The sequence below is a fragment of the Methylosoma difficile genome, from assembly GCF_054657615.1.
This window is the reverse complement of sequence record NZ_BAAHYJ010000001.1, coordinates 522781-546084: the sequence shown is the minus strand read 5'-3', so window position 1 is coordinate 546084 and position 23304 is coordinate 522781. Positions and strand designations below refer to the sequence as shown.

Annotated in this window: 19 protein-coding genes; 11 read left to right on the top strand and 8 right to left on the bottom strand. The window is 50.2% G+C overall.

The window, feature by feature from the left end; translation table 11 throughout:
- Positions 1–2: 2 nt before the first annotated feature.
- Positions 3–560, bottom strand: a complete 558-nt coding sequence (locus ACYQ1O_RS02605) for a DUF1415 domain-containing protein (RefSeq protein WP_459990073.1) — start codon at positions 558–560, stop codon at positions 3–5.
- 83 nt (positions 561–643) lie between these two features.
- Between ACYQ1O_RS02605 and fnr the strand changes: the two genes are divergently transcribed.
- Together fnr and ACYQ1O_RS02595 are read left to right on the top strand one after the other, a co-directional pair.
- Positions 644–1408 (top strand): fumarate/nitrate reduction transcriptional regulator Fnr, encoded by a 765-nt coding sequence (fnr, locus tag ACYQ1O_RS02600; protein WP_459990072.1) that lies wholly within the window; start codon positions 644–646, stop codon positions 1406–1408.
- A 503-nt stretch (positions 1409–1911) separates the two neighbouring features.
- Positions 1912–2823, top strand: coding sequence for a quinoprotein relay system zinc metallohydrolase 2 (locus ACYQ1O_RS02595; RefSeq protein ID WP_459990071.1), 912 nt, complete (start codon positions 1912–1914; stop codon positions 2821–2823).
- A 71-nt stretch (positions 2824–2894) separates the two neighbouring features.
- Here ACYQ1O_RS02595 and cysN read toward each other — a convergent pair whose 3' ends face one another.
- Positions 2895–4511: a sulfate adenylyltransferase subunit CysN gene (cysN, locus tag ACYQ1O_RS02590; protein ID WP_459990070.1), complete on the bottom strand. Its 1617-nt coding sequence runs from the start codon at positions 4509–4511 to the stop codon at positions 2895–2897.
- A 54-nt stretch (positions 4512–4565) separates the two neighbouring features.
- Positions 4566–5474 (bottom strand): sulfate adenylyltransferase subunit CysD, encoded by a 909-nt coding sequence (cysD, locus tag ACYQ1O_RS02585; protein WP_459990069.1) that lies wholly within the window; start codon positions 5472–5474, stop codon positions 4566–4568.
- A gap of 426 nt (positions 5475–5900) precedes the next feature.
- On the opposite strand from cysD, the gene ACYQ1O_RS02580 reads away from it, so the two are divergent.
- From ACYQ1O_RS02580 to ACYQ1O_RS02545, 8 genes are all read left to right on the top strand, one after another.
- Positions 5901–6302, top strand: coding sequence for a hypothetical protein (locus ACYQ1O_RS02580; RefSeq protein WP_459990068.1), 402 nt, complete (start codon positions 5901–5903; stop codon positions 6300–6302).
- A 221-nt stretch (positions 6303–6523) separates the two neighbouring features.
- Positions 6524–8242, top strand: coding sequence for a potassium-transporting ATPase subunit KdpA (kdpA, locus tag ACYQ1O_RS02575; RefSeq protein ID WP_459990067.1), 1719 nt, complete (start codon positions 6524–6526; stop codon positions 8240–8242).
- Positions 8243–8281: 39 nt separating this feature from the next.
- A complete protein-coding gene (gene kdpB / locus ACYQ1O_RS02570; RefSeq protein ID WP_459990066.1) occupies positions 8282–10336 on the top strand; it encodes a potassium-transporting ATPase subunit KdpB in 2055 nt (684 codons plus the stop codon).
- Between the two features lie 151 nt (positions 10337–10487).
- Positions 10488–11216 (top strand): endonuclease NucS domain-containing protein, encoded by a 729-nt coding sequence (locus ACYQ1O_RS02565; RefSeq protein WP_459990065.1) that lies wholly within the window; start codon positions 10488–10490, stop codon positions 11214–11216.
- Positions 11217–11316: 100 nt separating this feature from the next.
- The gene (gene kdpC / locus ACYQ1O_RS02560; protein ID WP_459990064.1) at positions 11317–11889 is read left to right on the top strand and encodes a potassium-transporting ATPase subunit KdpC; all 573 of its coding nucleotides are present in this window, start codon (positions 11317–11319) and stop codon (positions 11887–11889) included.
- 15 nt (positions 11890–11904) lie between these two features.
- Positions 11905–14652, top strand: a complete 2748-nt coding sequence (locus tag ACYQ1O_RS02555; RefSeq protein ID WP_459990063.1) for a DUF4118 domain-containing protein — start codon at positions 11905–11907, stop codon at positions 14650–14652.
- Positions 14639–15340, top strand: coding sequence for a response regulator (locus tag ACYQ1O_RS02550; RefSeq protein ID WP_459990062.1), 702 nt, complete (start codon positions 14639–14641; stop codon positions 15338–15340). The genes ACYQ1O_RS02555 and ACYQ1O_RS02550 overlap by 14 nt, the downstream gene beginning before the upstream one ends.
- Positions 15341–15667: 327 nt before the next feature.
- Positions 15668–15901 (top strand): PA3496 family putative envelope integrity protein, encoded by a 234-nt coding sequence (locus tag ACYQ1O_RS02545; protein WP_459990061.1) that lies wholly within the window; start codon positions 15668–15670, stop codon positions 15899–15901.
- Positions 15902–15971: 70 nt separating this feature from the next.
- Here the strand turns inward: ACYQ1O_RS02545 and ACYQ1O_RS02540 are convergent, their stop codons facing one another.
- Positions 15972–16448 (bottom strand): CinA family protein, encoded by a 477-nt coding sequence (locus ACYQ1O_RS02540; protein ID WP_459990060.1) that lies wholly within the window; start codon positions 16446–16448, stop codon positions 15972–15974.
- Between the two features lie 23 nt (positions 16449–16471).
- On the opposite strand from ACYQ1O_RS02540, the gene mutS reads away from it, so the two are divergent.
- Positions 16472–19042, top strand: a complete 2571-nt coding sequence (gene mutS, locus ACYQ1O_RS02535; protein WP_459990059.1) for a DNA mismatch repair protein MutS — start codon at positions 16472–16474, stop codon at positions 19040–19042.
- Between the two features lie 51 nt (positions 19043–19093).
- Here the strand turns inward: mutS and ACYQ1O_RS02530 are convergent, their stop codons facing one another.
- From ACYQ1O_RS02530 to ACYQ1O_RS02515, 4 genes are all read right to left on the bottom strand, one after another.
- Entirely contained in the window at positions 19094–19810 is a 717-nt protein-coding gene (locus ACYQ1O_RS02530) for a DsbC family protein (protein WP_459990058.1), read from the bottom strand.
- A gap of 65 nt (positions 19811–19875) precedes the next feature.
- Positions 19876–21237: an RIP metalloprotease RseP gene (gene rseP / locus ACYQ1O_RS02525; protein ID WP_459990057.1), complete on the bottom strand. Its 1362-nt coding sequence runs from the start codon at positions 21235–21237 to the stop codon at positions 19876–19878.
- Complete coding sequence (gene ispC, locus ACYQ1O_RS02520) at positions 21237–22421, bottom strand: 1-deoxy-D-xylulose-5-phosphate reductoisomerase (protein WP_459990056.1); 1185 nt, start codon at positions 22419–22421, stop codon at positions 21237–21239. The genes rseP and ispC overlap by 1 nt, the downstream gene beginning before the upstream one ends.
- A complete protein-coding gene (locus ACYQ1O_RS02515) occupies positions 22418–23290 on the bottom strand; it encodes a phosphatidate cytidylyltransferase (RefSeq protein WP_459990055.1) in 873 nt (290 codons plus the stop codon). The genes ispC and ACYQ1O_RS02515 overlap by 4 nt, the downstream gene beginning before the upstream one ends.
- Positions 23291–23304 lie beyond the last annotated feature (14 nt).

Here is a 23304-nt window from a genome sequence, read left to right as displayed (position 1 = left end):
CTTCAGTTGTGACCATAACAAGCGGCCAGCAAGGTTTGCATTTTGGCTAGTCCCAGTTTTCGGGTCAGGGCAATATTGCGTTCTGGGATTTGCTCTGGGTTGGGGTAGCTGGCTAGGGCTTTTGCCATGCTGGCTTCGCGCAGCAGATGCAGCGTGGGGTAGGGCGCGCGGTTGGTGTAGTTGGCAGGATCATCTGCCGGTGCGCCATCAAAACAGTAGTCGGGATGGAAGCTGGCGAGCTGATAGACGCCGGTGTAGCCTTCTTCGTCGAGCAGCTGTTCGGCAATTGCCAGAAAGTCCAGGTAATCATCAAAGTGCTTAAGGCTATCGCTAAAGATCAGCAAAGTGGTGGCAATTTTAGGTTCGACATCCAGCAAGCAGCATTCGCTGATGAGGTGTTCCAGACCGGATTGCCAGTCATTGTCTGCGCAAACGCTGTAGCGGATGCGGTCTTGCTCGGCTTCGCGTTTGGCAAACGGGCAGAGGTTTTGGGCGATGACTAGGCTGTTTAGCCACGCTTGGGTGTCGGCAATCGTACGTTGGTCAGAATCAGGGTTCATAATGCAGGGTTTTATGGCTAGGGTTTGGGCATTTTAACAAGTTTGTCGCCCTTGCTTGCCACGGCTTTTGGTAAACTGTCCTGATGAACGAGAAAATTAATTATCCCCCTTTAAAACCTGTGCCGCTGCTGTCTTCTTGCTTGGATTGCCGCTTGTCCGAGTTGTGCCTGCCGTTTGGTTTGAATGCCGATGAAGTTAAGCAGCTGGTGTCGATTGTTAAAAATAAGCGCCCCATACCGGCGGATGCGGTGTTGTTTTGGCAAGGTGATGATTGCCAAAGCTTGTATGCGGTCAAATCCGGTTCATTCCGTACTTTTATCACCAATGCCGATGGTTCTGAGCAAACGCTGGGTTTTTATTTGCCGGGCGAGTTGATGGGGTTGGATGCCTTGCAGCATGGGCGGTTCAGCAGTTCTGCCACGGCTTTGGAAACGGCAGTGGTCTGTGAATTGCCGTTGGCCCATCTTAATAAGTTGTGCGCGGCGATCCCTGGTTTACAAAACCAATTGATGCGGATTTTGGGCAAAGAAATTGCTTCCGACCACGACAAGATCGTCTTGCTGGGGCATCGTTCGGCTCGTGAGCGGGTGGCGACTTTTTTGTTAATGTTATCGCGCCGTTATGATGCCTTGGGCTTGTCCAGCACCGAATTTAACCTCAGTATGCGCCGTCAGGATATTGCCAATTTTTTGGGGCTGACGATTGAAACGGTGAGCCGCCAGCTAGCGGAACTCAGTCGTGAAGGTGTGATTACCATTAAGCAGCGTGGTGTGCAGATTAACGATCCTGCAATGCTAAAAGCCATTGTTGAACCTTGCATGGCACAACCGTTATCGCATTCGGCGTAGCTTGGCTGTCAAAAAAGACCTTCTCCCTTGCGGAAGAAGGCCAGGTTGAGGGTATAAAAACCAAGTACTTAAAGCAATCCTCCCATGCGAGGACTTTGGGGCAACCTTAAATAGCCGTGCCATTTAAGGCAAAGGCGCGGCGGGTTTGGCTAGCTGTGCCAAACAGACCGCTCCAACTTGTCGGTATCAGTTGATTGATACGGATGAGCTGACTTTTTCTGGTTTGTTTGGACCTTTGCCAGATTCACAAGCAGTCAGCGATGTAGCTACCAAAACCATTAAAACCAATAAGCTAGAAATTTTCATAAAACGTTCCTTTGAGATAGATAAATGTGGCAGGCTTTGCAAAAGTACGGAAAGTGGCTTTTGCTTAAGTGCGGGTACATTATCGGTGTTCTGTTGGGGCGTGGATTTGATATAGATCAAGTTACCTTCATATTACGGGCTTTGCATCCGGCATTTGGCTAAAATAACCGCTTTTTTATGACCGATGGGGTGTGTCAGTGAAAAGCATTTTGTTTTTAGGGCTATGTTGGCTGCCAACAGCCATGGCTGCGCCGGTACTTTCAGTGACGGAAGTGGCGGCTGGCGTGTACATGCATCAGGGTGTCCAAGAAATTTCCGATACCCATAACCACGGTGCGATTGCCAATATTGGTTTTATCGTCGGCGAACGCTGTGTGGCGGTGGTCGATACCGGCGGCAATCCCGAACAAGGTTTGGCGTTAAAAAATGCTATTGCCCATGTGACGGACAAACCGGTCTGTTATGTCATCAATACCCATGTCCATCCTGACCATATTTACGGCAATGCTGCGTTTAAAGGAGCAGGCGTGCAATTTGTCGGTCATGAGAAATTGGCGCGGGCAATGTCGGCACGCGGGCAGTTTTATTTGGATAAAGCCGAAGCGGTGTTGGCGGCAAAAATTTCTGCCCATGACATTGTGCCGCCCGATATTGAAGTGGCTAACCGCGTCAGCTTGGATTTAGGCGGGCGGCTATTGGAAATCCGTGCGCACCGTACGGCACATACCGATAATGACGTGTCGGTTTACGATGCCAAAACCGATACCATGTGGTTGTCTGATTTATTGTTTTTGGAGCATATTCCTGTTATCGACGGCAGCTTGAAAGGCTGGTTGGCGGAATTGGAAATTTTGGAAAAACAGGCTTATAAAACGGTGATTCCAGGCCACGGGCGTGTTGTTACGGACTGGCCGAAAAGTATGCAACCGGAAAAAGCTTATTTGCAGGGCTTGTTGACGGACATCAGAGCCGCCATTAAAAACGGTGTCTATTTGGAAGATGCATTAAAAACCGTTGGGCAAGGCAATAAAAGCAACTGGTTGTTTTTTGAAGAATTCCACCGTAAAAATGCCACGACAGCATTTGCGGAATTGGAATGGGAAGATTAGCATCGGACGATGCAGGAATTGGAGAGGAAGTGCGCTGGCTGGGGCAAAGCCCGCAGCCAGCTGAAGCCAAATTAGTAAATGACTTTTTCTTCTTTTAATGCCGCGTAAATATCGTCAAGCGTCAGCTCGTCGGTGTTGTAAACCAAGTCGGCATTGCCACCCACACAGATACACAACAAGCCCGCGCCTTTGATAGCGTCTATTAAGGCCGCTTCTGGCGTTTCCAATACCGTGGTCGCATGACCATTATCAAACAGTTTTCTTTCCAACTGATAAGCAACATCTGCGCTGCTTGCGCCAGTCAAAGCAACTGATGTGGCTTTTTGGCTAAAGCGGGCGGCGCGTTCTTCGGCGCTCACAGCGGTTAGCACGTCTTCATCGCCCACGCTCAGGATCATACCTGCGCCGACCGTGCTGTTGCTTAAGCGGTCAATGATAATGAAAGAACCGGTGCCGTGGCTGGTTTTGTAAGGGTCAAACACCACAGGTGCGGAAACAGATACTGTACAGCAACCGATTTCGTTCAATTGCAGCTCGGTGGCATCGTGGTGCTCCATGGTGTTGACATCAATCCGGTGATGGATCAATGACACCGTGCCAGGCACGCTACGGGTCGCCAACTTGATGATGTACTGACGGCCTGATGTTAAGGCTTTTTCAGTCATCCAAACAATGTGCGCTTTAAACTTGTCGGCAATAATCGGCTCAATGGCTTGCTCACCGACGATGACGTCGCCACGGCTGATGTCGATTTCATCTTCCAAGGTCAGTGTGACTGCCATAGGAGCAAAGGCTTCTTCCAACTCGCCATCAAATGTGACGATGGATTTGATTTTGCTGGATTTGCCGGATGGCAAAGTAGTAATCAAATCACCTTTTTTAAAGATGCCGGAAGCGACCGTGCCGCAGAAACCACGGAAATCGAGGTTAGGACGGTTAACGTATTGCACAGGGAAACGCGCGTTGGTGAAGTTGCGGTCATTCGCAATCACAACGGTGTTCAGGGTTTCCATCAACGGTGCGCCAGTAAACCAAGGCATGTTTTCGCTAGGATTAACCACGTTGTCACCGTCGAGTGCTGACATCGGGATGAAAACGATGTCTTGCAAATCCAGGTTTTCAACAAATTTCAGGTAATCGGCTTTGATTTTGTTAAACACTTCTTCGCTGTAATCAACGATGTCCATTTTATTGACGGCAACGATGACGTGCTTAAGGCCTAATAACGAAGCAATAAAGCTATGGCGTTTAGTTTGGGTTTGCACGCCGTAACGCGCGTCAATCAAGATAATCGCCAAGTCGCAAGTAGACGCGCCTGTCGCCATGTTGCGGGTGTACTGTTCGTGGCCTGGGGTGTCCGCGATGATGAACTTGCGGGTGGAAGTTGAGAAGTAACGGTAGGCAACGTCGATGGTGATGCCTTGTTCGCGTTCGGCTTGCAGGCCGTCAACCAATAAGGCCAAGTCAATTTTGCCCGCGCCAGTGGTGCCAGATTTGACGCTGTCGGCTTGAACGGCTGCCAATTGGTCTTCGTAAATCATTTTAGAATCGTGCAGCAAACGACCAATTAAGGTGGATTTGCCGTCGTCAACGTTGCCGCACGTTAAAAAGCGCAGCATTTCTTTGCGTTCGTGTTGCGCCAAATAGGCGTTAATATCGGTACTGATAAGATCGGATTGGTGGGACATAGTCACTCTCTGAATGCTGAAATTTGGAGACGTTAAACAGGTTTATGGGATAGGTTAGAAATAACCTTCACGTTTTTTCTGTTCCATAGACCCTGCTTGGTCATGGTCGATCAAACGGCCTTGACGTTCGGAGGTCGTGGTCAACAGCATTTCCTGGATAATTTCCGGCAACGTGGTGGCAGTGGATTCCACCGCGCCTGTCAATGGGTAGCAACCTAAAGTGCGGAAACGCACCATTTTCATTTCAACTTTATCGTCTGGGCCAATCGGCATACGCTCGTCATCAACCATGATTAACATGCCGTCTTTTTCCACCACAGGACGTTCTTTGGCGAAATATAAAGGTACTAAAGGAATGTTTTCCAAGTGGATATATTGCCAGATGTCTAATTCAGTCCAGTTGGAGAGCGGGAAAACGCGGATGCTTTCGCCTTTATCGGTTTTGCCGTTGTAAGTGTTCCACAATTCTGGGCGTTGGTTTTTTGGATCCCAACGATGGTTTTTGTCGCGGAATGAATAGACACGCTCTTTAGCGCGGGATTTTTCTTCGTCACGGCGTGCACCACCAAAAGCGGCGTCAAATTGGTATTTGTTCAAGGCTTGTTTTAAGCCGTCAGTTTTCATCACGTCGGTGTGTTTTTTGCTGCCGTGGGTGAACGGGCCAATGCCTTGTTCAACACCGTCTTGGTTGATGTGGACAATCAAGTCCCAACCCAATTCTTTAACGTAGCTGTCTCTAAACTCAATCATTTGTTTGAATTTCCAAGTGGTGTCTACGTGCAACAAAGGAAATGGCGGTTTGCCTGGAAAAAAGGCTTTTCTGGTCAGGTGTAACATGACGGCGGAGTCTTTGCCGATCGAATACAACATCACAGGACGTTCAAATTCAGCGGCGACTTCACGAATAATATGAATACTTTCAGCTTCGAGCTGTTTTAGATGGGTCAGTTTATAGTCAGTCATTAAAAAGTCCGTCGGAAGTGAGTGATACGGTGGTTTGATTTGGAGGGGAAAAAAGAGTGTTTTCTATTCTAACGTTTAACAGCCAGAAAATGCCAGTGATCTCTAGTATAGGCTAAAAAGTGGCTTGGATAGCGGTAAGATTTACCAAATCAACAAGCCGTTGCGCTTGATTTGGGTTACTTTTACAGTATTTTTGTGACTGTTTTGCTAAACGCCGTTGTTGCCGGGTTTATCGGCAATGGCCTAAGTGACGGTTTTGTCACTATGAAAACTGCCCTCTCCGGTGGGTTATCGCCTTTTGGTAACACCCGCTAGTAAGGTACAATAAAACAGAACTATTGGGCAACTAATGGCTGAAGTTGTATTTTTTGCGTAGCCAATGGGTTGCGTGTCTGTTAATCAAACCAATTATAAAAGGGGAGTTCCATGAAAAATACGTTGTTGTTTGCTGTGGCAATGCTGGTTTCTGGCAGTGTTTTCGCAGGTACTGACCACTATGTGCTGCGTGAAGGCAGCCATGTGCATCACTTAAAAATTTCTACTGTGGGTGACGAAACGCACGTTAGCTCTGATGTTGATTTTGAACCGAATGCCCAAGAAGGCGGTAGCGCGGCATGTTCGGCAGACATCACCGGCAAAGCCAAAGTGGTTAGCGAAAACGAATTGGTGTTGAAAAAACACTCTGAAAGCGAAGCCAGCTACTGCGAATTAAAAATCCATTTGACCGCCACTGGCGCAACGATTGAGCAATCTAAAGATTGTGATAACTTTGCGGCAGGCATCTGCCATTTTGCTAGCGATGGCAAAGAGTTGGTCAAATTTAAATAATCGAAAGTTTTATTTTCAAAATTAATCGCTTGTTGGTCTTGGTTTGCGCCAAGTAGCTGACAGGCGATTTTTTTTGCCTGCCAAAAAGTGTTTCGGGAGTTATTTTGTGCCTCCCTCCAACGCGTTCAATTTCTCCCCACGATCTTTACGAATTTTTTATATCGAAACGACTAAATTAGCCATCACTTAAATGTATTTTCACTGAGAGGTGGGTAAGGCTTATGACAAGCAATGCTTTTCTGCAAATTTTCAGTTACTTGGCAATTTTACTTTTGCTTGCCAAGCCGTTGGGCATCTATATGGCGAAAGTTTATGAAGGCCAGCCCGTTTTCCTGAACCCGGTTTTTCAAACTTCCGAGCGTTGGCTTTATAAACTCTGCGGCGTACAGCCAGAAGGCAATATGAGTTGGCAACAATACACCGCCGCCTTGCTGTGTTTTAACGTCTTAGGTGGTTTAGTGGTGTTTGCTTTGCAATTGTTACAAAACAGCTTGCCGCTAAACCCGCAACAATTTGCCAATATCAGCCTCGATTCGGCTTTTAATACCGCCGTCAGTTTCGTCACCAACACCAATTGGCAAGCCTACAGCGGCGAAACCACGATGAGCTACCTCACGCAAATGCTGGGTTTGACGGTGCAGAATTTTCTCTCTGCCGCAACGGGCATGGCGGTGTTGATTGCCATGATCCGTGGCTTTCGGCGCACACATGACAAGGGCATCGGCAATTTCTGGGTGGATATGAGCCGAGGCACACTTTATATATTGCTTCCGCTATCGTTGGTGTTCGCGTTGGTGTTGGCAGGACAAGGCGTGGTGCAAAATTTCAAACCCTACCAAACCTTGCCGACGCTTGAACAAACCAGCAATACGCCAGAGCAAACCCAAACTATTGCGATGGGACCTGCAGCATCCCAAATCGCCATCAAACAATTGGGTACTAACGGCGGGGGCTTTTTTAACGCCAATTCCGCACATCCTTACGAAAACCCCACGCCCTTCAGCAATTTCCTGCAAATGCTCGCCATTTTGCTGATCCCTGCCGCCTTGTGCCATACCTTTGGTTATCTAGTGGGTGACAGCCGTCAGGGTTGGGCGATTTTATCGGCTATGCTCATCATCTTAACCGCCTTGCTGTTGGTCACGGTTGAAGCTGAACAAAACGGCAACCCCGCCTTAACCGCTTTGGGGGTGGATGCCAGCGGCGGCAATATGGAAGGCAAAGAGACTCGCTTTGGTATCGTCAATTCGGCCTTGTGGGCGACCATTACAACCGCTGCATCGAACGGCTCAGTCAACGCCATGCACGATTCATTCACACCTTTGGGCGGATTGATTCCTTTGTGGCTGATCCAGTTGGGCGAAGTGGTGTTTGGCGGAGTGGGTTCGGGTTTGTATGGCATGTTGATCTTCGCCATCATCGCCGTGTTTGTCGCCGGTTTAATGATAGGTCGCACGCCCGAATATTTGGGTAAAAAAATCGAAGCGTTTGAAATACAAATGGCTTCCGTCATTATCCTGATCCCCGCATTTTGCATCCTCGGCGGTACCGCAATTGCCGTGATGACCGATGCCGGCAAAGCCGCTGTCGCCAATCCTGGCGCCCATGGCTTTAGCGAAATTCTTTATGCCTTCTCGTCAGCGGCAGGCAACAACGGCAGCGCGTTTGCAGGCTTAAGCGCGAACACACCGTTTTATAACATGGCCTTAGCCATCGTCATCTTACTCGGACGCTACGGCATCATCATCCCCGTCCTCGCCATTGCCGGATCGCTCGCCGCCAAGAAAACTGTCCCCGTGACTACCGGCACTCTGCCCACCCACGCGCCGCTGTTTGTCTTGCTGTTGATCGGCACGGTGGTTTTAGTGGGCGCGTTGACCTTTGTGCCAGCCTTGGCTTTAGGGCCGGTAGTGGAATATTTGCAGATGACAGGTCAATGATTTGCGGAAGCAACCTACGAATTTTCAAGAGAGCCTAAGATGACTAAAATTCAACCCTTATTCGACCGCCAAATCCTCCAAACCGCGCTAGTTGATGCTTTCCGCAAACTCGCCCCGCAGCAGCAATGGAAAAATCCTGTGATGTTTGTTGTATACATCGGCAGCTTGCTGACGACTGGACTTTATATCTCGGCAATGCTGCAACACAGTAACGAACCGACCGATTTCATGTTCGCCATTACCTTTTGGTTGTGGTTTACCGTCTTGTTCGCCAATTTTGCCGAAAGTGTCGCCGAAGGCCGCAGCAAAGCGCAAGCCGCGTCGTTACGCGATGCAAAACGCGACATTATGGCAAAAAAACTCGATGACACGCGTTACAGCCAAGATTACACCAAACTCAGCAGCACCGATTTGCGGCGCGGCGACATTGTCTTAATCGAAGCAGGAGATTTTGTCCCTGCCGATGGTGAAGTCATTGAAGGCGCGGCTTCGGTGGACGAAAGCGCGATTACGGGCGAAAGTGCGCCGGTCATCCGCGAATCCGGTGGCGATTTCAGCTCGGTGACGGGCGGCACACGGGTGCTGTCGGATTGGTTGGTGGTACGCGTGATGGTTAATCCCGGCGAGGCGTTTTTAGACCGTATGATTGCCATGGTCGAAGGCGCGAAACGGCAAAAAACGCCCAACGAAATCGCCCTGACTATTTTGCTGGTGGCCTTGACGCTGGTCTTTTTGCTGACGACCGTAACTTTGCTACCGTTTTCCTATTACAGTGTCGAAATTGCCCACGCCGGTACGCCGGTCTCCATCACCGTCTTGGTTGCCTTATTGGTGTGCCTGATTCCCACCACTATCGGCGGTTTGTTGTCGGCGATAGGCGTGGCGGGCATGGGGCGGATGATGCAAAAAAACGTCATCGCTACTTCAGGCCGCGCCATTGAAGCGGCGGGGGATGTCGATGTTTTGCTGTTGGATAAGACGGGGACAATCACTTTGGGCAATCGCCAAGCTTCAGCATTTTTACCGATAGGCGAAACCAGCGAACAAGAGCTTGCCGATGCCGCGCAACTGGCGACGCTCGCCGACGAAACGCCAGAAGGCCGCAGCATTATCGTGCTGGCGAAGCAAAAATTCGCCATCCGAGAACGTAACATCCACGAACTTAACGCCATTTTCGTGCCGTTTAGCGCCCAAACTCGCATGAGTGGCGTCAACATCGGCGAGCGGCAAATCCGCAAAGGCGCCTTGGATGCCATCCGCCGTTTTGTCGAAGAACAACACGGAAAATTCCCCGAACAAGCCACACGGGTCGCCGACACAGTAGCGCGGCGAGGCAGCACACCGCTGTTGGTTGCCGATGGTGCGCGGGTCTTGGGTGTGATTGAATTGAAAGATACTGTTAAAGGCGGCATCAAAGAACGCTTTATCGAATTGCGGCGCATGGGCATTAAAACCATCATGATAACAGGCGACAACCGACTAACCGCCGCCGCCATCGCCGCCGAAGCAGGTGTGGACGATTTCCTCGCCGAAGCCACGCCCGAAGCGAAACTGAAATTGATCCGTACCCATCAAGCTGAAGGCCGCCTCGTCGCCATGACCGGAGACGGCACCAACGACGCGCCCGCCCTCGCCCAAGCCGATGTCGCCGTCGCTATGAACTCCGGCACGCAAGCCGCCAAAGAAGCGGGCAATATGGTCGATTTGGATTCCAACCCCACCAAATTGATTGAAATTGTCGAAACGGGCAAACAAATGCTGATGACCCGTGGCGCGCTGACCACTTTCAGCCTCGCCAACGACCTCGCCAAATACTTCGCCATCGTTCCCGCCGCTTTTGCCAGCACTTACCCAGAACTGGGCGCACTCAACATTATGGATTTGAGCAGCCCGAACAACGCGATTTTGTCAGCTGTTATCTTCAACGCCCTCATCATCGTCGCGCTGATACCGCTGGCTTTGAAAGGCGTGAAATACCACCCGCAAAGCGCAGAACAATTGCTGAGAAATAATTTATTGGTGTATGGCGGCGGTGGCGTGATTGTGCCGTTTATTGGGATTAAGCTGATTGATTTGGGTTTGGTATTGATGTAGCTTCATAGGATGTGCTGAGGAACGAAGCGCATCATTCGCGTAACTAATAAACGCGAACGATACTCCTCCTATCGTCGGCACATCCTAATAACTGAAATAAAGTGCCTAAAAAACCTATCATCTGTAAATATTTAAAACTAGAGAATAAATTATGACAACGAAAAACGCGCACGATTTTCTTAACGAATTTACCGTACAGGAACTCAAGGAACGGGGCATTTTAAGAGGTGAAACGAACCAACTAAAAAACATAAGCGTAGTTCCCTTGCTTACTTTGATGCAAGAAAATCAAATTGCGCGTCTTGAACATACCCAATTAGACTGGTTTTTGGATGTTGAGGGAAATTATAAGAACCCAAGAACGCCAGATTCAAAAGAAGGTAACTATATGGAAATGTCGAATCCTGGCAAAGTATTCGATTACATGAACACCACAATCAATCCACATTATCAAGGCTACCGATTGGAGTTACCCATTTCCTTGGAAAACTCACCGGAAGAAGAAGCCGAAGAAATTCTCTTTGGCCTAGAGCGTGATTTGCAGATGGCGCTTCGTCGTAACATCGAGCAATTGGAAGTCGGCTTCAAAATAATAGATGGGGGCAAGGAAAAATCGGTAGAAGGAGGTAGGATTGACATTTTGGCCGAAGACAGAGAACAGAGATTGGTTGCCATTGAGCTGAAAGCAGGCGAGGCAAAGCCTGAAAGTATTGCCCAAATATTGGACTACATGGTGTCCTTGCAACAAGAAGAAAATAAAGCCGTGAGAGGAATATTGGTGGCGAGTAGCTTTCATCGCCGTGTCGTAAGTGCCGCTAAGTTAGTACCAAACCTTGAACTTAGGGAATATTCTTACAGTTTTACTTTCAAAAAACTATAAGTCCCCAAGCTAGATTGAGCCACGATAGGTAAAACGCGAACGATGCGCTTCGTGCCTCAGCACATCCTATAGGTTTTAACTAAGCAATTGGAAAATTACCATGCAAATCACCTTAAAACCAGCCTTATCCTTATTGCTGCTATTCACCGTATTAACAGGTATTGTTTACCCGCTGTTAGTCACGATCAGCACACAAGTTTTCTTCCCTTATCAAGCTAACGGCAGTTTGTTGACAAAGGATGACAAACAGTTTGGCTCGGTATTAATCGGGCAAAACTTTACCCGCCCGGGTTATTTTTGGGGACGGCCTTCGGCGACTTCGCCTGCCTACAATGCCGCAGCGTCCAGTGGTTCAAATTTGGGGCCGACCAATCCGGCCTTAATTGAAGCGGTCAAAGGGCGTATCGAGCATTTGCACACTGCCGATCCCAGCCAAACCGGGGCGGTTCCGGCTGATTTGGTGATGGCTTCCGCCAGTGGCTTAGATCCGCATATCAGTCCGGCAGCGGCGTTGTATCAGGCGCACCGCGTGGCAATGGCAAGGCATTTGCCAGTCGCGCAAGTGGAAGCATTAGTGGCACGATTCACTGAAGCCAGGCAATTTGGTTTTTTGGGCGAACCGCGCATCAATGTGTTGAAATTGAATTTGGCCTTAGAGGGTCGCCTTAATTGATGCAGTAAAACTGAGATGACAGAACCCAGCCGCCCCAATCCCGATGCCCTGCTCGCCCGCGTAGAACGCGAGGAAAACCAACGCCAACATGGACGGCTGAAAATTTTCTTCGGCGCAGCGGCAGGCGTGGGCAAAACCTATGCAATGCTACAGGCAGGCCATGCCAAACGTTTGGAAGGCGTGGATGTTGTGGTGGGTTTTGTCGAAACCCATGATAGGCAAGACACCGCCAATCTCTTGCATAATTTGGATAGCCTGCCGCCCAAGCTAATGCAGTATCGCGGCAAAGTCTGGCGCGAGTTTGATTTGGATGCCACACTGAAACGTCGCCCGGCTTTGGTATTGGTGGATGAACTGGCGCACAGCAACATCGTTGGTAGCCGCCATCCGAAACGCTGGCAGGATATTGAAGAATTGCTTAACGCGGGCATCAATGTCTACACCACCATCAACGTGCAGCATCTGGAAAGCCTGAATGATGACATCAGCCAAGTCACTGGCGTACAAGTTTGGGAAACCATTCCCGATACGGTTTTTGAACTGGCGGATGAAGTTGAATTGATTGATTTGCCGCCCGATGATTTGCTGGTGCGCCTAAAAGAAGGCAAAGTTTATGGGCATCAACAAGCCGAGCGGGCCATGCAGAATTTTTTCCGCAAAGGCAATCTGATTGCCTTGCGCGAGCTGTCTTTGCGTTACACCGCCGAGCGCGTCGATGCGCAAATGCAGGATTACCGTGACATCCACGCCATCCGCGAAGTGTGGCAAGTCGGTGAACGCATTTTGGTCTGTATTGGCGCAAGCCCGATTGCGGAACGTTTGGTACGGGCGGGCAAGCGCTTTGCCGCTAGCCTGCACGCACAACTGATCGTGCTGTATGTGGAAACGCCCGAATTGCAACGCCTACCCGCCGAACGCCGCGATGCCGTCTTACGCTTGTTGCGTTTGGCTGAGCAGCTCGGTGCAGAAACCGTGACCTTATCAGGCCCCAGCATGGGCGAAGAAATCCTTAATTTCGCCAGAAACCGTAATGTCACCAAAATCGTCCTGGGCAAACCCAATCGGCGCGGCTGGCGGCGCTGGTTATTGGGGTCGGTGGTCGATACCTTGATTGCCGAAGCTCACAATATCAACATATACCTGTTAGGCAGTCCTCAAGATAAACCTTTAACCCCTGCTGCTTCCCCTGTCGTCCATCCTTGGGGGCGCGGCAAACACCGTTGGAACCTCGTCAATAGCGGCTGGGCTTTATTGATGACATTTTGTACCAGCTTAGTGGCGTGGCTGATGGCAGGGCGGTTTGAACTTGCCAATTTGGTCATGGTGTATTTGCTGGGCGTTGTCGTGGCTGCCGCCAAATTCGGGCGCGAGGCATCGATTTTGACATCTGTCCTCAGTGTTGTCGCTTTTGATTTTTTCTTCGTCGATCCTGTCCATACCTTTGCTGTTGCTGATGCCCAATATTTGGTGACATTTGCCATTATGTTGCTGGTTGCTCTGACGATTAGCCATTTGACGACCAATATGCGTTCGCAAGCGAAAGTTGCTGCTCATCGCGAGCGTCGCGCCCGCGTCTTGTACGCGCTGAGCGAAGAGTTGGCAACCAGCCGTACGGTCAGTGACACGGCTAAGATTGCCGTCAAACACATCAAGGCTGAATTTGGCGGCACGACGGTTATATTGTTGCCGCTGGACGATGGCAATGGCGGGCGTATCGCTTATCCGTTAGAAGCGCCGCTGTCGGCCTCGTTGACAGGTTGCGATCTAAGCGTGGCGCAGTGGGTGTTCGATCACGGACAAATTGCCGGGCAAGGCACGGATACTTTGCCGGGTACCGATGCGGTCTTTTTTCCGATGACCGGCTTTCATGGCGTGTTGGGGGTGTTGGCTTTGCAGGCGGCAAATTTGCGGCGGGTATTTTTGCCCGAACAACGGCGTTTGTTGGATACCTTCATCAACCAAATCGCTCAAACGATTGAGCGGGTGCGGCTGATGGAAGACGCGCAGTTGGCGCAAGTCAAAATCGAGTCGGAATCGCTGCGCAATTCGTTGTTGAGTGCCATTTCCCACGATTTGCGGACACCGTTGGCCTCGATTGTGGGGGCTGCCAGTTCCTTGACTGAAGAATCTGGTCGGTTGTCGGCGGCAGACCGCCACGAATTGAGCCAGACCATTTACGATGAAGCGCTTCGGATGTCGAGTCTGGCGAACAATATTCTTGATATGGCACGCTTGGATGCCGGACATGTGCCGCTTAACCGGCAATGGCTGCCGGTTGATGAGGTGATCGGCAGTGCTTTAACGCGCTTGAACAAAGTGCTGCAAGGCCGTCCGGTGGCGGTGCATTTGCCAAAAGCACAGGCTTTGGTGCGTCTCGATGCTGTCTTAATTGAACAAGTATTGGTTAATCTGCTGGAGAACGCCTGTAAATATACGCCACCGCTCAGTCCGATTGAAATTGATGGAGTGTTGACGCCGCACACGTTGAAAATATCGGTGGCTGATCGCGGGCCGGGCGTGCCGCTCGCTGAGCAGGAGCGGCTATTCGATAAGTTTTATCAGCTTAAACGCGAAGGCACGCAAAGTGGCGTTGGTTTGGGCTTGTCGATTAGCAAGGCGATTGTGCAAGCGCATGGCGGTATTGTGGGCGTTAAAGACCGCGATGGCGGTGGCGCGGAATTCTTTTTTATTTTGCCGGTTGAAGACATGCCGCCCGACATCCACGCCAGCCTATTGCCGGATTTGCCCCATGACGCAGCATAAAACCACGATTGTATTGATTGAAGACGATCCGCAAATTACCCGGTTTTTGCGCACCAGTTTGGGCGCACAGGGTTTTCAGCTGTTTACTGCCGAAACCGGCGAGCGCGGTTTGGTGGAGATTGGCTTGCGCAAGCCCGATTTGCTGATCCTCGACTTAGGCTTGCCGCAAATGGACGGTATCGCCGTTATCAAACAGTTGCGCGAATGGTCGGCTTTGCCGGTGATTGTGCTGTCGGCACGCAGCCAAGAAAACGATAAAGTTTTGGCTTTGGATAGCGGCGCTGACGATTATCTGACCAAGCCGTTCAGTATTGGCGAATTGCTGGCGCGTATCCGGGTGTCTTTGCGCCATGCCGCGCAAGTGCAGGGCGAAGATGGGGCTGGCAGCGTCTTTAGTGTCGGCGATTTGCGCGTCGATTTGGCGCGGCGCAGGGTTCACCTCAACGCCGAGGAGGTTCATCTGACGCCTATTGAATACCGTTTGCTGGCGACGCTTATCCATCATGCTGGAAAAGTGGTTACGCATCGGCAGTTGTTGCTGCAGGTCTGGGGGCCTGCGTATGTTGAACACGCCCATTATGTCCGCATTTATATGGGGCAGCTGCGGCAAAAGCTGGAGCATGATGCCGCCCACCCTCGCTATTTGCTGACTGAAGCCGGTATTGGTTATCGGCTTGCCGATTGTTGACGCGGCTTTTAACGAATAATATAAAAACAATCTTCGTCCCACTTGAAAAATCCTTGAACCGCCCTCTTCATATGAAGGTCGAAAAGTATTCATTACCATGACACTTTTGTGTGGATGAACTAGACTTTTTCCGTATTGCGCTTATAGTTGCATTCCCTCGCTTATTGGCGTGATGTTGATGGGGGCTTATGGCAAGATCAAGTTCAGCTTCTTGTTGTAGGCGTGCGGTTTGTTGATAATTAATAGCTAAATTGCCCGCTTATTTTGCTTTACTTGCCTATCTTATAATATTTAAATAGCAGCAATTTTATTACCGTGAGATGAAGAATGTCTAAAACACCCGTTAAATCAGTAGCACCGAAAGTCACGCCGTCAAGTTCTGCTGAACTTGAGCATGACGATGACGAAATCTTTGAAGCAGGTGACTTTCCTTTAGCAGAAGGATTGGTTGAAGAAGAAGGCGTCAAAAGGGATGCCCGCAGAAAAATTGAAATCTATTGGGAGAAAAAACGCCTAAGAGAACAATTTGACGATTTTGATGAATCTGAATTTGGCTTTTAAAAATAGTTTGAAAAGCCAAAAGTGAATTGCCTAGCCTTCCTGATTGATTATCAACCTCGCGTATCGTGCATTATGCCAGTGCGCCTGCCAATGCTGTTGCTACCGTTTGTAACCTGATTTGCTGACGGTCTCCCTGAAACTGCTTCGCTACGACGACAGGCGCATCACCTCGCCATTGCCACGCCAAATATACCAAGCCTACGGGTTTTTCTGCCGAGCCGCCGCCAGGGCCGGCAATACCGGTGACGGCAACGGCTAAGTCAGCGGTGCTGTGCGCCAAGGCTCCTGTTACCATTGCCAATGCTGTTTCTGCACTGACCGCGCCAGATGTATCTACTATTTGCGGGTCAACCCCCAGCATGTCAATTTTGGCGGCATTACTGTAAGTGACAAAACCACGATCAAACCAAGCCGAGCTGCCTGGGATACTTGTCAGCGTTTGTGCTATCCAGCCGCCGGTACACGATTCCGCTGTTGCCATTGTTTGTTGTTTAGCTAACAATTGCTCACCCAGTTGGCGGGCTAACGCCTCTAAGCCATTTTCCATTGCCGTTATCCACTTTTGATTGCATGACCACAAAACCCAAAGCTGCCGAGCAGCACACGCCAATGATGCAACAGTTTTTGGCGATTAAAGCGCAATATCCCGACACTTTGTTATTCTACCGAATGGGCGATTTTTACGAATTGTTTTTCGATGACGCCAAAAAAGCCGCCACGCTGCTGGACATCACCCTCACCAGCCGAGGCCATTCGGCAGGCAGCCCGATTGCCATGGCGGGCATCCCTTACCATGCTGCCGAAGGTTATCTGGCGAGATTGCTCAAGCAAGGCGAATCGGTCGCCATTTGCGAACAAATCGGTGATCCAGCCACCTCAAAAGGCCCAGTTGAACGTAAAGTAGTGCGGATCATCACGCCCGGTACGGTGACTGACGAAGCCTTGCTGGAAGACCGCCAAGACAATCTGCTGGTGGCGGTCAGTGTTGCCGCTGATGGCGGCTTCGGTTTGGCGCATTTGGATTTGGGCAGCGGTCGTTTTGTGTTACAGCAACTGGCTTCGGAAGATGCGCTAATCAGCGAGATTAGCCGCTTGAATCCGGCGGAACTGCTTTGGTCTGACGACCAAACTTTGCCTGTTGCGCTCAAGCCACGCAGCGGCATCAGCAAAAGGCCGCCTTGGCATTTTGAACAAGCCAGTGCGCGGCAATTATTGTTAAAGCAGTTCAATTGCCATGATTTGCAAGGCTTTGGCTGCGAACACCTTGCCGTTGCCATCGCTGCTGCGGGCGCGTTGTTGCAATACGTTAAAGACACCCAACAAAGCGCGTTGCCGCATTTGCAAGGCATCCGCATCGAAAATACCGACGATGGTATTGCTCTTGATGCCGCCAGCCGCCGAAATTTGGAATTGGATTACCACCCGACCGGGCAGTTGCAATACACCTTGTTTGGTGTGTTGGACAAAACCGCCACGGCAATGGGCAGCCGTTGTTTGCGGCGCTGGCTGAACCGGCCTTTGCGCGACCAACACGTGCTGAAACAACGCTACACCTGCATCGGCAGTTTGGTAAATGACGGTTTGCAGCAAGACTTGCAGGGCGTTCTGCGGCAAGTCGGTGATATTGAGCGCATCAGCTCGCGCATCGCCCTAAAATCGGCACGTCCCCGTGATTTGCTGGTGTTGCGCAATACTTTGGCTGTATTGCCCGAACTGCAGCAAACCCTCGCCGGTAGCGACAATCCGCAACTGGGCTTGCTCAGCCAAGCGATCGGTACACAACCGGTGATGCTGGATTTATTGCAACGGGCGATTATCGACAACCCGCCGGTGCTGATCCGCGATGGTGGTGTATTGGCAAGCGGTTATCATGCCGATTTGGACGAATTGCGCAATCTTAGCCAAAATGCCGACCAATATCTGTTGGATATGGAAAACCGCGAAAAAGCCGCGACGGGCATCAGTACGCTGAAAGTCAATTACAACCGCGTGCATGGTTTTTATATTGAAATATCGCACTTGCACGCCGAAAAAGTACCCGCTCACTACACCCGCAAACAAACCCTAAAAGGCGCAGAACGTTACATTACCCAAGAATTAAAAAGCTTTGAAGACAAAGTGCTGAGCGCGCGGGAAAAAGCTTTGGCTTTCGAAAAGCAGTTGTACGAGGCGTTGTTGGTAACCCTTGCCGAATCTTTAAGCGCCTTGCAAACCTGTGCGGCAGGTTTGGCGGAATTGGATGTGCTGGTTAATTTTGCCGAACGTGCCGATACCCTTAATTTGGCGCAACCTGAATTGACGGGCAAACCGGGCTTGCAGATAGACGGGGGGCGGCATTTGGTGGTCGAGCGTTTTTCGGACACGCCATTTGTGCCGAACGATTTGGCCTTTTCCAACCAACGGCGGATGTTAATCATTACCGGTCCTAACATGGGTGGTAAATCGACTTATATGCGCCAAGCGGCGATCATTGTGCTGATGGCGCATGTCGGCTGCTTTGTGCCTGCCAAGGCCATGACCTGTGGGCCGATCGACAAGATTTTTACCCGTATTGGCGCGTCGGACGATTTGGCGGGTGGGCGCTCAACGTTTATGGTGGAGATGTCGGAAACGGCTAATATTCTGCATAATGCCACTGCCAACAGTTTGATTTTAATGGATGAAATTGGTCGGGGCACCAGCACGTTCGATGGTTTGTCGCTGGCTTGGGCGTGTGCCGATTTTTTGGCTAAACAAACCCGCGCGTTTACGCTGTTCGCCACCCATTATTTTGAGTTGACCACGCTTGCCGATGAGCAAAAATCCATCCACAACATCCATCTCGACGCGGTTGAACATGGCGATAAAATCATTTTTTTGCATGCCGTCAAAGAAGGTCCGGCAAGCCAAAGTTATGGTTTGCAAGTGGCGGCTTTGGCGGGCGTGCCACGTTCGGTGATTGACAAGGCCAAGGCCAAATTGCAGGAGCTGGAAGACCATGCCTACCTAGGCAAGCAGTCGGAAACGGGAGTCAACCAGTTGGATTTGTTTGCGGCTAAAGAATATCACCCCGCCGTGTGTGTGCTGGAGGATGTCAGACCCGATGAGTTAAGCCCGAAGCAGGCTTTGGATTTGTTGTACAAGTTGAAAAGCTTGTTGTAGGCGGGATTGGGGTACAAAAACCGATTTGTACCCCGTCGGTGATCTTTGCTTTTAGTTAGATTCTTCCGCTTGCAACGCTTCCAGCAATTGTTTGGCGGGCATGTAGCCTGGGTAGGTGTTGCCTTTTTCGGTGACGATCATTGGCGTGCCTCTTAATTGGAACATTTCTGCCAATTTCATGTGTTCGTCAACCGGATTTTCGCACGTTTTCATGTCCAATTTTTCGTCTTTTTTGGCGGCGGTCAACGCGGCATTGCGGTCTTTGGCGCACCAAACGGCAACGGCTTTGTGGTAAGACTCAGAATCTTTACCGGCTCTTGGGTAGAACAAATATTGGATGGTGATGCCTTCCGCCAAGTAAGTGTCGAGTTCTGAATGCAGTTTACGGCAATAACCGCAGTCGATGTCGGTGAAGATGGTGACCGTGTATTTGGCTATTTTAGGTTTGAAAACGATCATGTTGTTGCCAATTCCGGCAATCGCTTTTTTTCTGGCGGCGCTTAGTTTTTCTTCGGTTAAGTCTTTTTTTCCTTCAAGGTCAATCAAATGGCCTTGAAACGCGTAACGCCCGTCGCCTGACATATAAATGGTTTCCGCGCCTATGGACACTTCATAAATGCCTTTGAGCGGGGTTTCTGTAATGTCGCCAATTTTTGCTGCAGGCATGGATTTGGTGATGGATGCTTTGATCGCATCATCATTGGCATGGCTGACCGTCGCGGCGATGGACATCAGCGATAAGGCTGCAATCTGGATAAATTTTTTCATGGCGTTCTCGGTTGCGTATAAGTAGGTTTAGATCAGGATTGGATAGCCAAAACAGCGAGGGCGGTTTATTGGAACAAACGGTTGATGTCCATAAACATGGCTAAGGCCATGAGGGTCATCAACAAAGCCATACCAATTTTTTGGTAGAACAGTTGCACGTTGTCGGACAACGGGCTGCCTTTGATGGCTTCAATGGTATAAAACATCAGGTGTCCGCCATCTAATACAGGAACCGGCAACAAATTGAGTACGCCTAAGCTGACACTGACCAAGGCCATAAACTTCAAGAATGGCGTTAATCCCATGTGGGCGGATTGTCCGGCATATTGGGCAATACTGATGGGGCCGCTGAGATTTTCTACCGACGCTTTGCCGATCAGCATTTTGCCCATCATGGCTAAGGTGGTGCTGGCGTAAAAATACGTGGTTTTGCAGGCTTCGGGAATGGCTGCCAGCGGCGATAATGAATATTCGACGGTAACGGCTTTAAGCAAATCTTCGGGTACTTTAACGCCCGCACCAATCTTACCTTCAGTTTTGTCGCCTACGGTCACACTTTTAGGAATGATGGTGATTGGTAAAGACTGACCTTCGCGCTGGACTAACAAACTGATAGGTTTGCTGGGATGGCTTTTTACATAGTCCACCCATTGTATCCATTCCGTAATGGCATTGCCGTCGGCACTGATAATCAAGTCGCCCGTTTTTAAGTTGGCGGCTAAGGCGGCGCTGTCGGGCAAGATGTTGCCAATAATGGGCTGCAATTTCGGCGACCAAGGTTGAAAACCCAAGCGTTCGTAAAGGCCATCGGGGGTTTTGCTGTCTTCGTCGCTTAGCGATAAGTTTTTGACGCTTTGTTGCTGGTTGCGGTCTTGAACGGCAATTTTGAATTCATGTTCACCATCGAGAGCGGAAGTGACCAGTACGGTCATGGCTTCTGTCCAAGTGGGGGTGGCACGGTCGTTGACGCTGAGGATTTCGTCGCCTTCGGCAAAACCTGCTTGGGCGGCTAAGGTGTTGGCTTTGATCGTGCCAATAATCGGTTTGATGCCCGTTTCGCCAATGACCAACACGCTCCAGAATAAGGCCACTGCCAAGACCAAGTTAAAAATAGGACCGGCGGCGACAATCGCGGTTCTTGCCCAAACGGGTTGGCGGTTGAAGGCGTAAGGCAAATCTTCAGGATCAACCGTATCTTCACGTTCGTCGACCATTTTGACAAAGCCGCCGAGCGGAATGGCGGAGATGACGTATTCGGTGCTGTCCGGTTTTTTTTGGTAAGACCATAGCACCTTGCCAAAACCGACGGAAAACTTAAGGACTTTAACCCCTAATTTACGCGCAACCCAAAAATGTCCGAATTCGTGAAAAGAAACTAAGACGCCAATGGCGATGATGAAGTAAAAAAGGGTGTTAAAGATGTCCATTATTGTGTGAGTCCGCTAATGATCTCGTGTGCTAACGCTCTGGCATGTTGATCGGCTTGCAGAATCAGTTCCAGACTATCGGCAGGGGTGGCTGCAACCGCGTCCATACAGCGTTCAATGACGATTGGGATGTCGGTAAAGCGGATTAGTTCATTCAGGAAGGCTTCTACGGCAATCTCGTTGGCGGCATTTAAGGTGGTCGGCATAATCCCGCCTGCGCCAATGGCCCGATAAGCTAACCGCAAACAAGGGAAGCGTTCGAAATTAGGTTCTTCAAAATCCATGTATCGCACGCTAAAGATATTTAGTGGTTCGGCACCGGAATCGAAACGGTCAGGCGAAGCCAAGGCATGGGCAATGGGGATGCGCATGTCAGGGTTGCCCATTTGCGCCAACACCGTACCGTCGACGTAATCGACCATGGAATGGATCACGCTTTGCGGATGGATCACCACTTGGATTTGCTCGGGCTGCATGTTGAACAACAGGCAGGCTTCGATCATTTCCAAGCCTTTGTTCATCATGGTGGCGGAATCGACAGAAATTTTCTTGCCCATATCCCAATTCGGATGGGCGACGGCTTGTGCTGGCGTGACGCTAGGCAGCTGATCCAAAGGCATTTGCCGGAACGGGCCGCCTGATGCGGTCAACAAAATGCGCCGTGCCGTTACTGCGCGGCTGCCGGTTTGGTAACCTGCAGGCATGCATTGGAAAATGGCGTTGTGTTCGCTGTCGATAGGCAACAATAGAGCGCCTGATTGGGCGACCGCTTGCATGAAAATATCGCCAGACATGACTAGCGCTTCTTTGTTGGCGAGCAGCACCGTTTTGCCCGCTTGGGCGGCTGCCAACGTAGGCAACAGACCCGCCGCACCCACAATGGCTGCCATTACTGAGTCGACTTCCGGCATGGTCGCCACTTGGCTGAGTGCTTCTGCGCCTGCTAAGACTTCCATATCGGCAATTGCCGTGCCGACCAGTTGACTTTTAAATGCCGCCGCTTTGGCTTCGTTGACGACGACGACAACTTGCGGGCGATGCGCGAGGCATTGCTCAAATAAGGTATCGATATTGGTGTTGGCGGTTAAGGCAACGACTTTGTAAAGGGTGGGGTGTCGTCCGACGACGTCTAAGGTGCTGACGCCGATAGAACCGGTCGCACCGAGTATGCAGATGCCTTTCATGAAACTTGCTCGTAAATTAAGTAAACGCCAGCGTAGAAGAGGGGGGCGGCGGCGATGGCGCTGTCAATCCTGTCTAAAATGCCGCCATGACCTGGCAACAACGTACCGCTGTCTTTAACGCCGCGTTGCCGTTTGGCAATGCTGATGAACAAGTCACCGTAAATGGAGATCAAGACGGTTAACGTGGACAGCAGGACAAAATCTGAAGCGATGATGATGGGGAAGCCGTAAATCAAGCTTAGCACCACCGCGCTTAACGCGCCGGAAATTAATGCACCGAACATGCCTTCAACGGTTTTGCCGGGGCTAATGTCGGGCGAAAGTTTGTTTTTGCCAAATTTGCGACCGGTGAAATAGGCGCTAATGTCGGCTATCCAAACGATCATCATGAAATATAAGGTCATTTCCGCGCCGTAGAAGGCTCTGAGGCGGGCGATGAACATCCAGCAGGAAATAAGGATAAAAAAGCCAATGAACGCTTTTTGCCATCTTTTGGGACGCAAAGCCAAAATGCCTTGTGGTGAGTTGCGGATCAGCAGCGTGATTAATATCCAGAAGATCACGGGCGGTATAACCAGCCATTCCAAAATGCCCGAATAGGTACGGACTTCTGTCCAATCAAAGGTTTGCGAAATCAGTTCTAAAATTTGTGTCCAGAACTGGATGGCCAGAATGGGCAGTAGCGTTAGCAAGACAAACAAAACCCGTTGGTAGATGGCGTTAAGGCCAGCCAGAAATGCCCATTCCCATGCACCCAGAAGGATCAGTACGCCTAAAACAAGGGAAAAATATTCTGCGGAAAAATTAAGTACCGCGAAGGCGAGCAGGGCTGCCATGATTGATCCGGTGATGATTCGCTGTATTAACATAGCTTTAAGTTCGG

Excerpts from the sequence above, each read along its gene's own strand:
- ACYQ1O_RS02605 (WP_459990073.1), bottom strand. The coding sequence starts at position 560 with ATGAACCCTGATTCTGACCAACGTACGATTGCCGACACCCAAGCGTGG.
- fnr (WP_459990072.1), top strand. The coding sequence starts at position 644 with ATGAACGAGAAAATTAATTATCCCCCTTTAAAACCTGTGCCGCTGCTG.
- cysN (WP_459990070.1), bottom strand. The coding sequence starts at position 4,511 with ATGTCCCACCAATCCGATCTTATCAGTACCGATATTAACGCCTATTTG.
- cysD (WP_459990069.1), bottom strand. The coding sequence starts at position 5,474 with ATGACTGACTATAAACTGACCCATCTAAAACAGCTCGAAGCTGAAAGT.
- ACYQ1O_RS02580 (WP_459990068.1), top strand. The coding sequence starts at position 5,901 with ATGAAAAATACGTTGTTGTTTGCTGTGGCAATGCTGGTTTCTGGCAGT.
- kdpA (WP_459990067.1), top strand. The coding sequence starts at position 6,524 with ATGACAAGCAATGCTTTTCTGCAAATTTTCAGTTACTTGGCAATTTTA.
- kdpB (WP_459990066.1), top strand. The coding sequence starts at position 8,282 with ATGACTAAAATTCAACCCTTATTCGACCGCCAAATCCTCCAAACCGCG.
- ACYQ1O_RS02565 (WP_459990065.1), top strand. The coding sequence starts at position 10,488 with ATGACAACGAAAAACGCGCACGATTTTCTTAACGAATTTACCGTACAG.
- kdpC (WP_459990064.1), top strand. The coding sequence starts at position 11,317 with ATGCAAATCACCTTAAAACCAGCCTTATCCTTATTGCTGCTATTCACC.
- ACYQ1O_RS02555 (WP_459990063.1), top strand. The coding sequence starts at position 11,905 with ATGACAGAACCCAGCCGCCCCAATCCCGATGCCCTGCTCGCCCGCGTA.
- ACYQ1O_RS02550 (WP_459990062.1), top strand. The coding sequence starts at position 14,639 with ATGACGCAGCATAAAACCACGATTGTATTGATTGAAGACGATCCGCAA.
- ACYQ1O_RS02545 (WP_459990061.1), top strand. The coding sequence starts at position 15,668 with ATGTCTAAAACACCCGTTAAATCAGTAGCACCGAAAGTCACGCCGTCA.
- ACYQ1O_RS02540 (WP_459990060.1), bottom strand. The coding sequence starts at position 16,448 with ATGGAAAATGGCTTAGAGGCGTTAGCCCGCCAACTGGGTGAGCAATTG.
- mutS (WP_459990059.1), top strand. The coding sequence starts at position 16,472 with ATGACCACAAAACCCAAAGCTGCCGAGCAGCACACGCCAATGATGCAA.
- ACYQ1O_RS02530 (WP_459990058.1), bottom strand. The coding sequence starts at position 19,810 with ATGAAAAAATTTATCCAGATTGCAGCCTTATCGCTGATGTCCATCGCC.
- rseP (WP_459990057.1), bottom strand. The coding sequence starts at position 21,237 with ATGGACATCTTTAACACCCTTTTTTACTTCATCATCGCCATTGGCGTC.
- ispC (WP_459990056.1), bottom strand. The coding sequence starts at position 22,421 with ATGAAAGGCATCTGCATACTCGGTGCGACCGGTTCTATCGGCGTCAGC.
- ACYQ1O_RS02515 (WP_459990055.1), bottom strand. The coding sequence starts at position 23,290 with ATGTTAATACAGCGAATCATCACCGGATCAATCATGGCAGCCCTGCTC.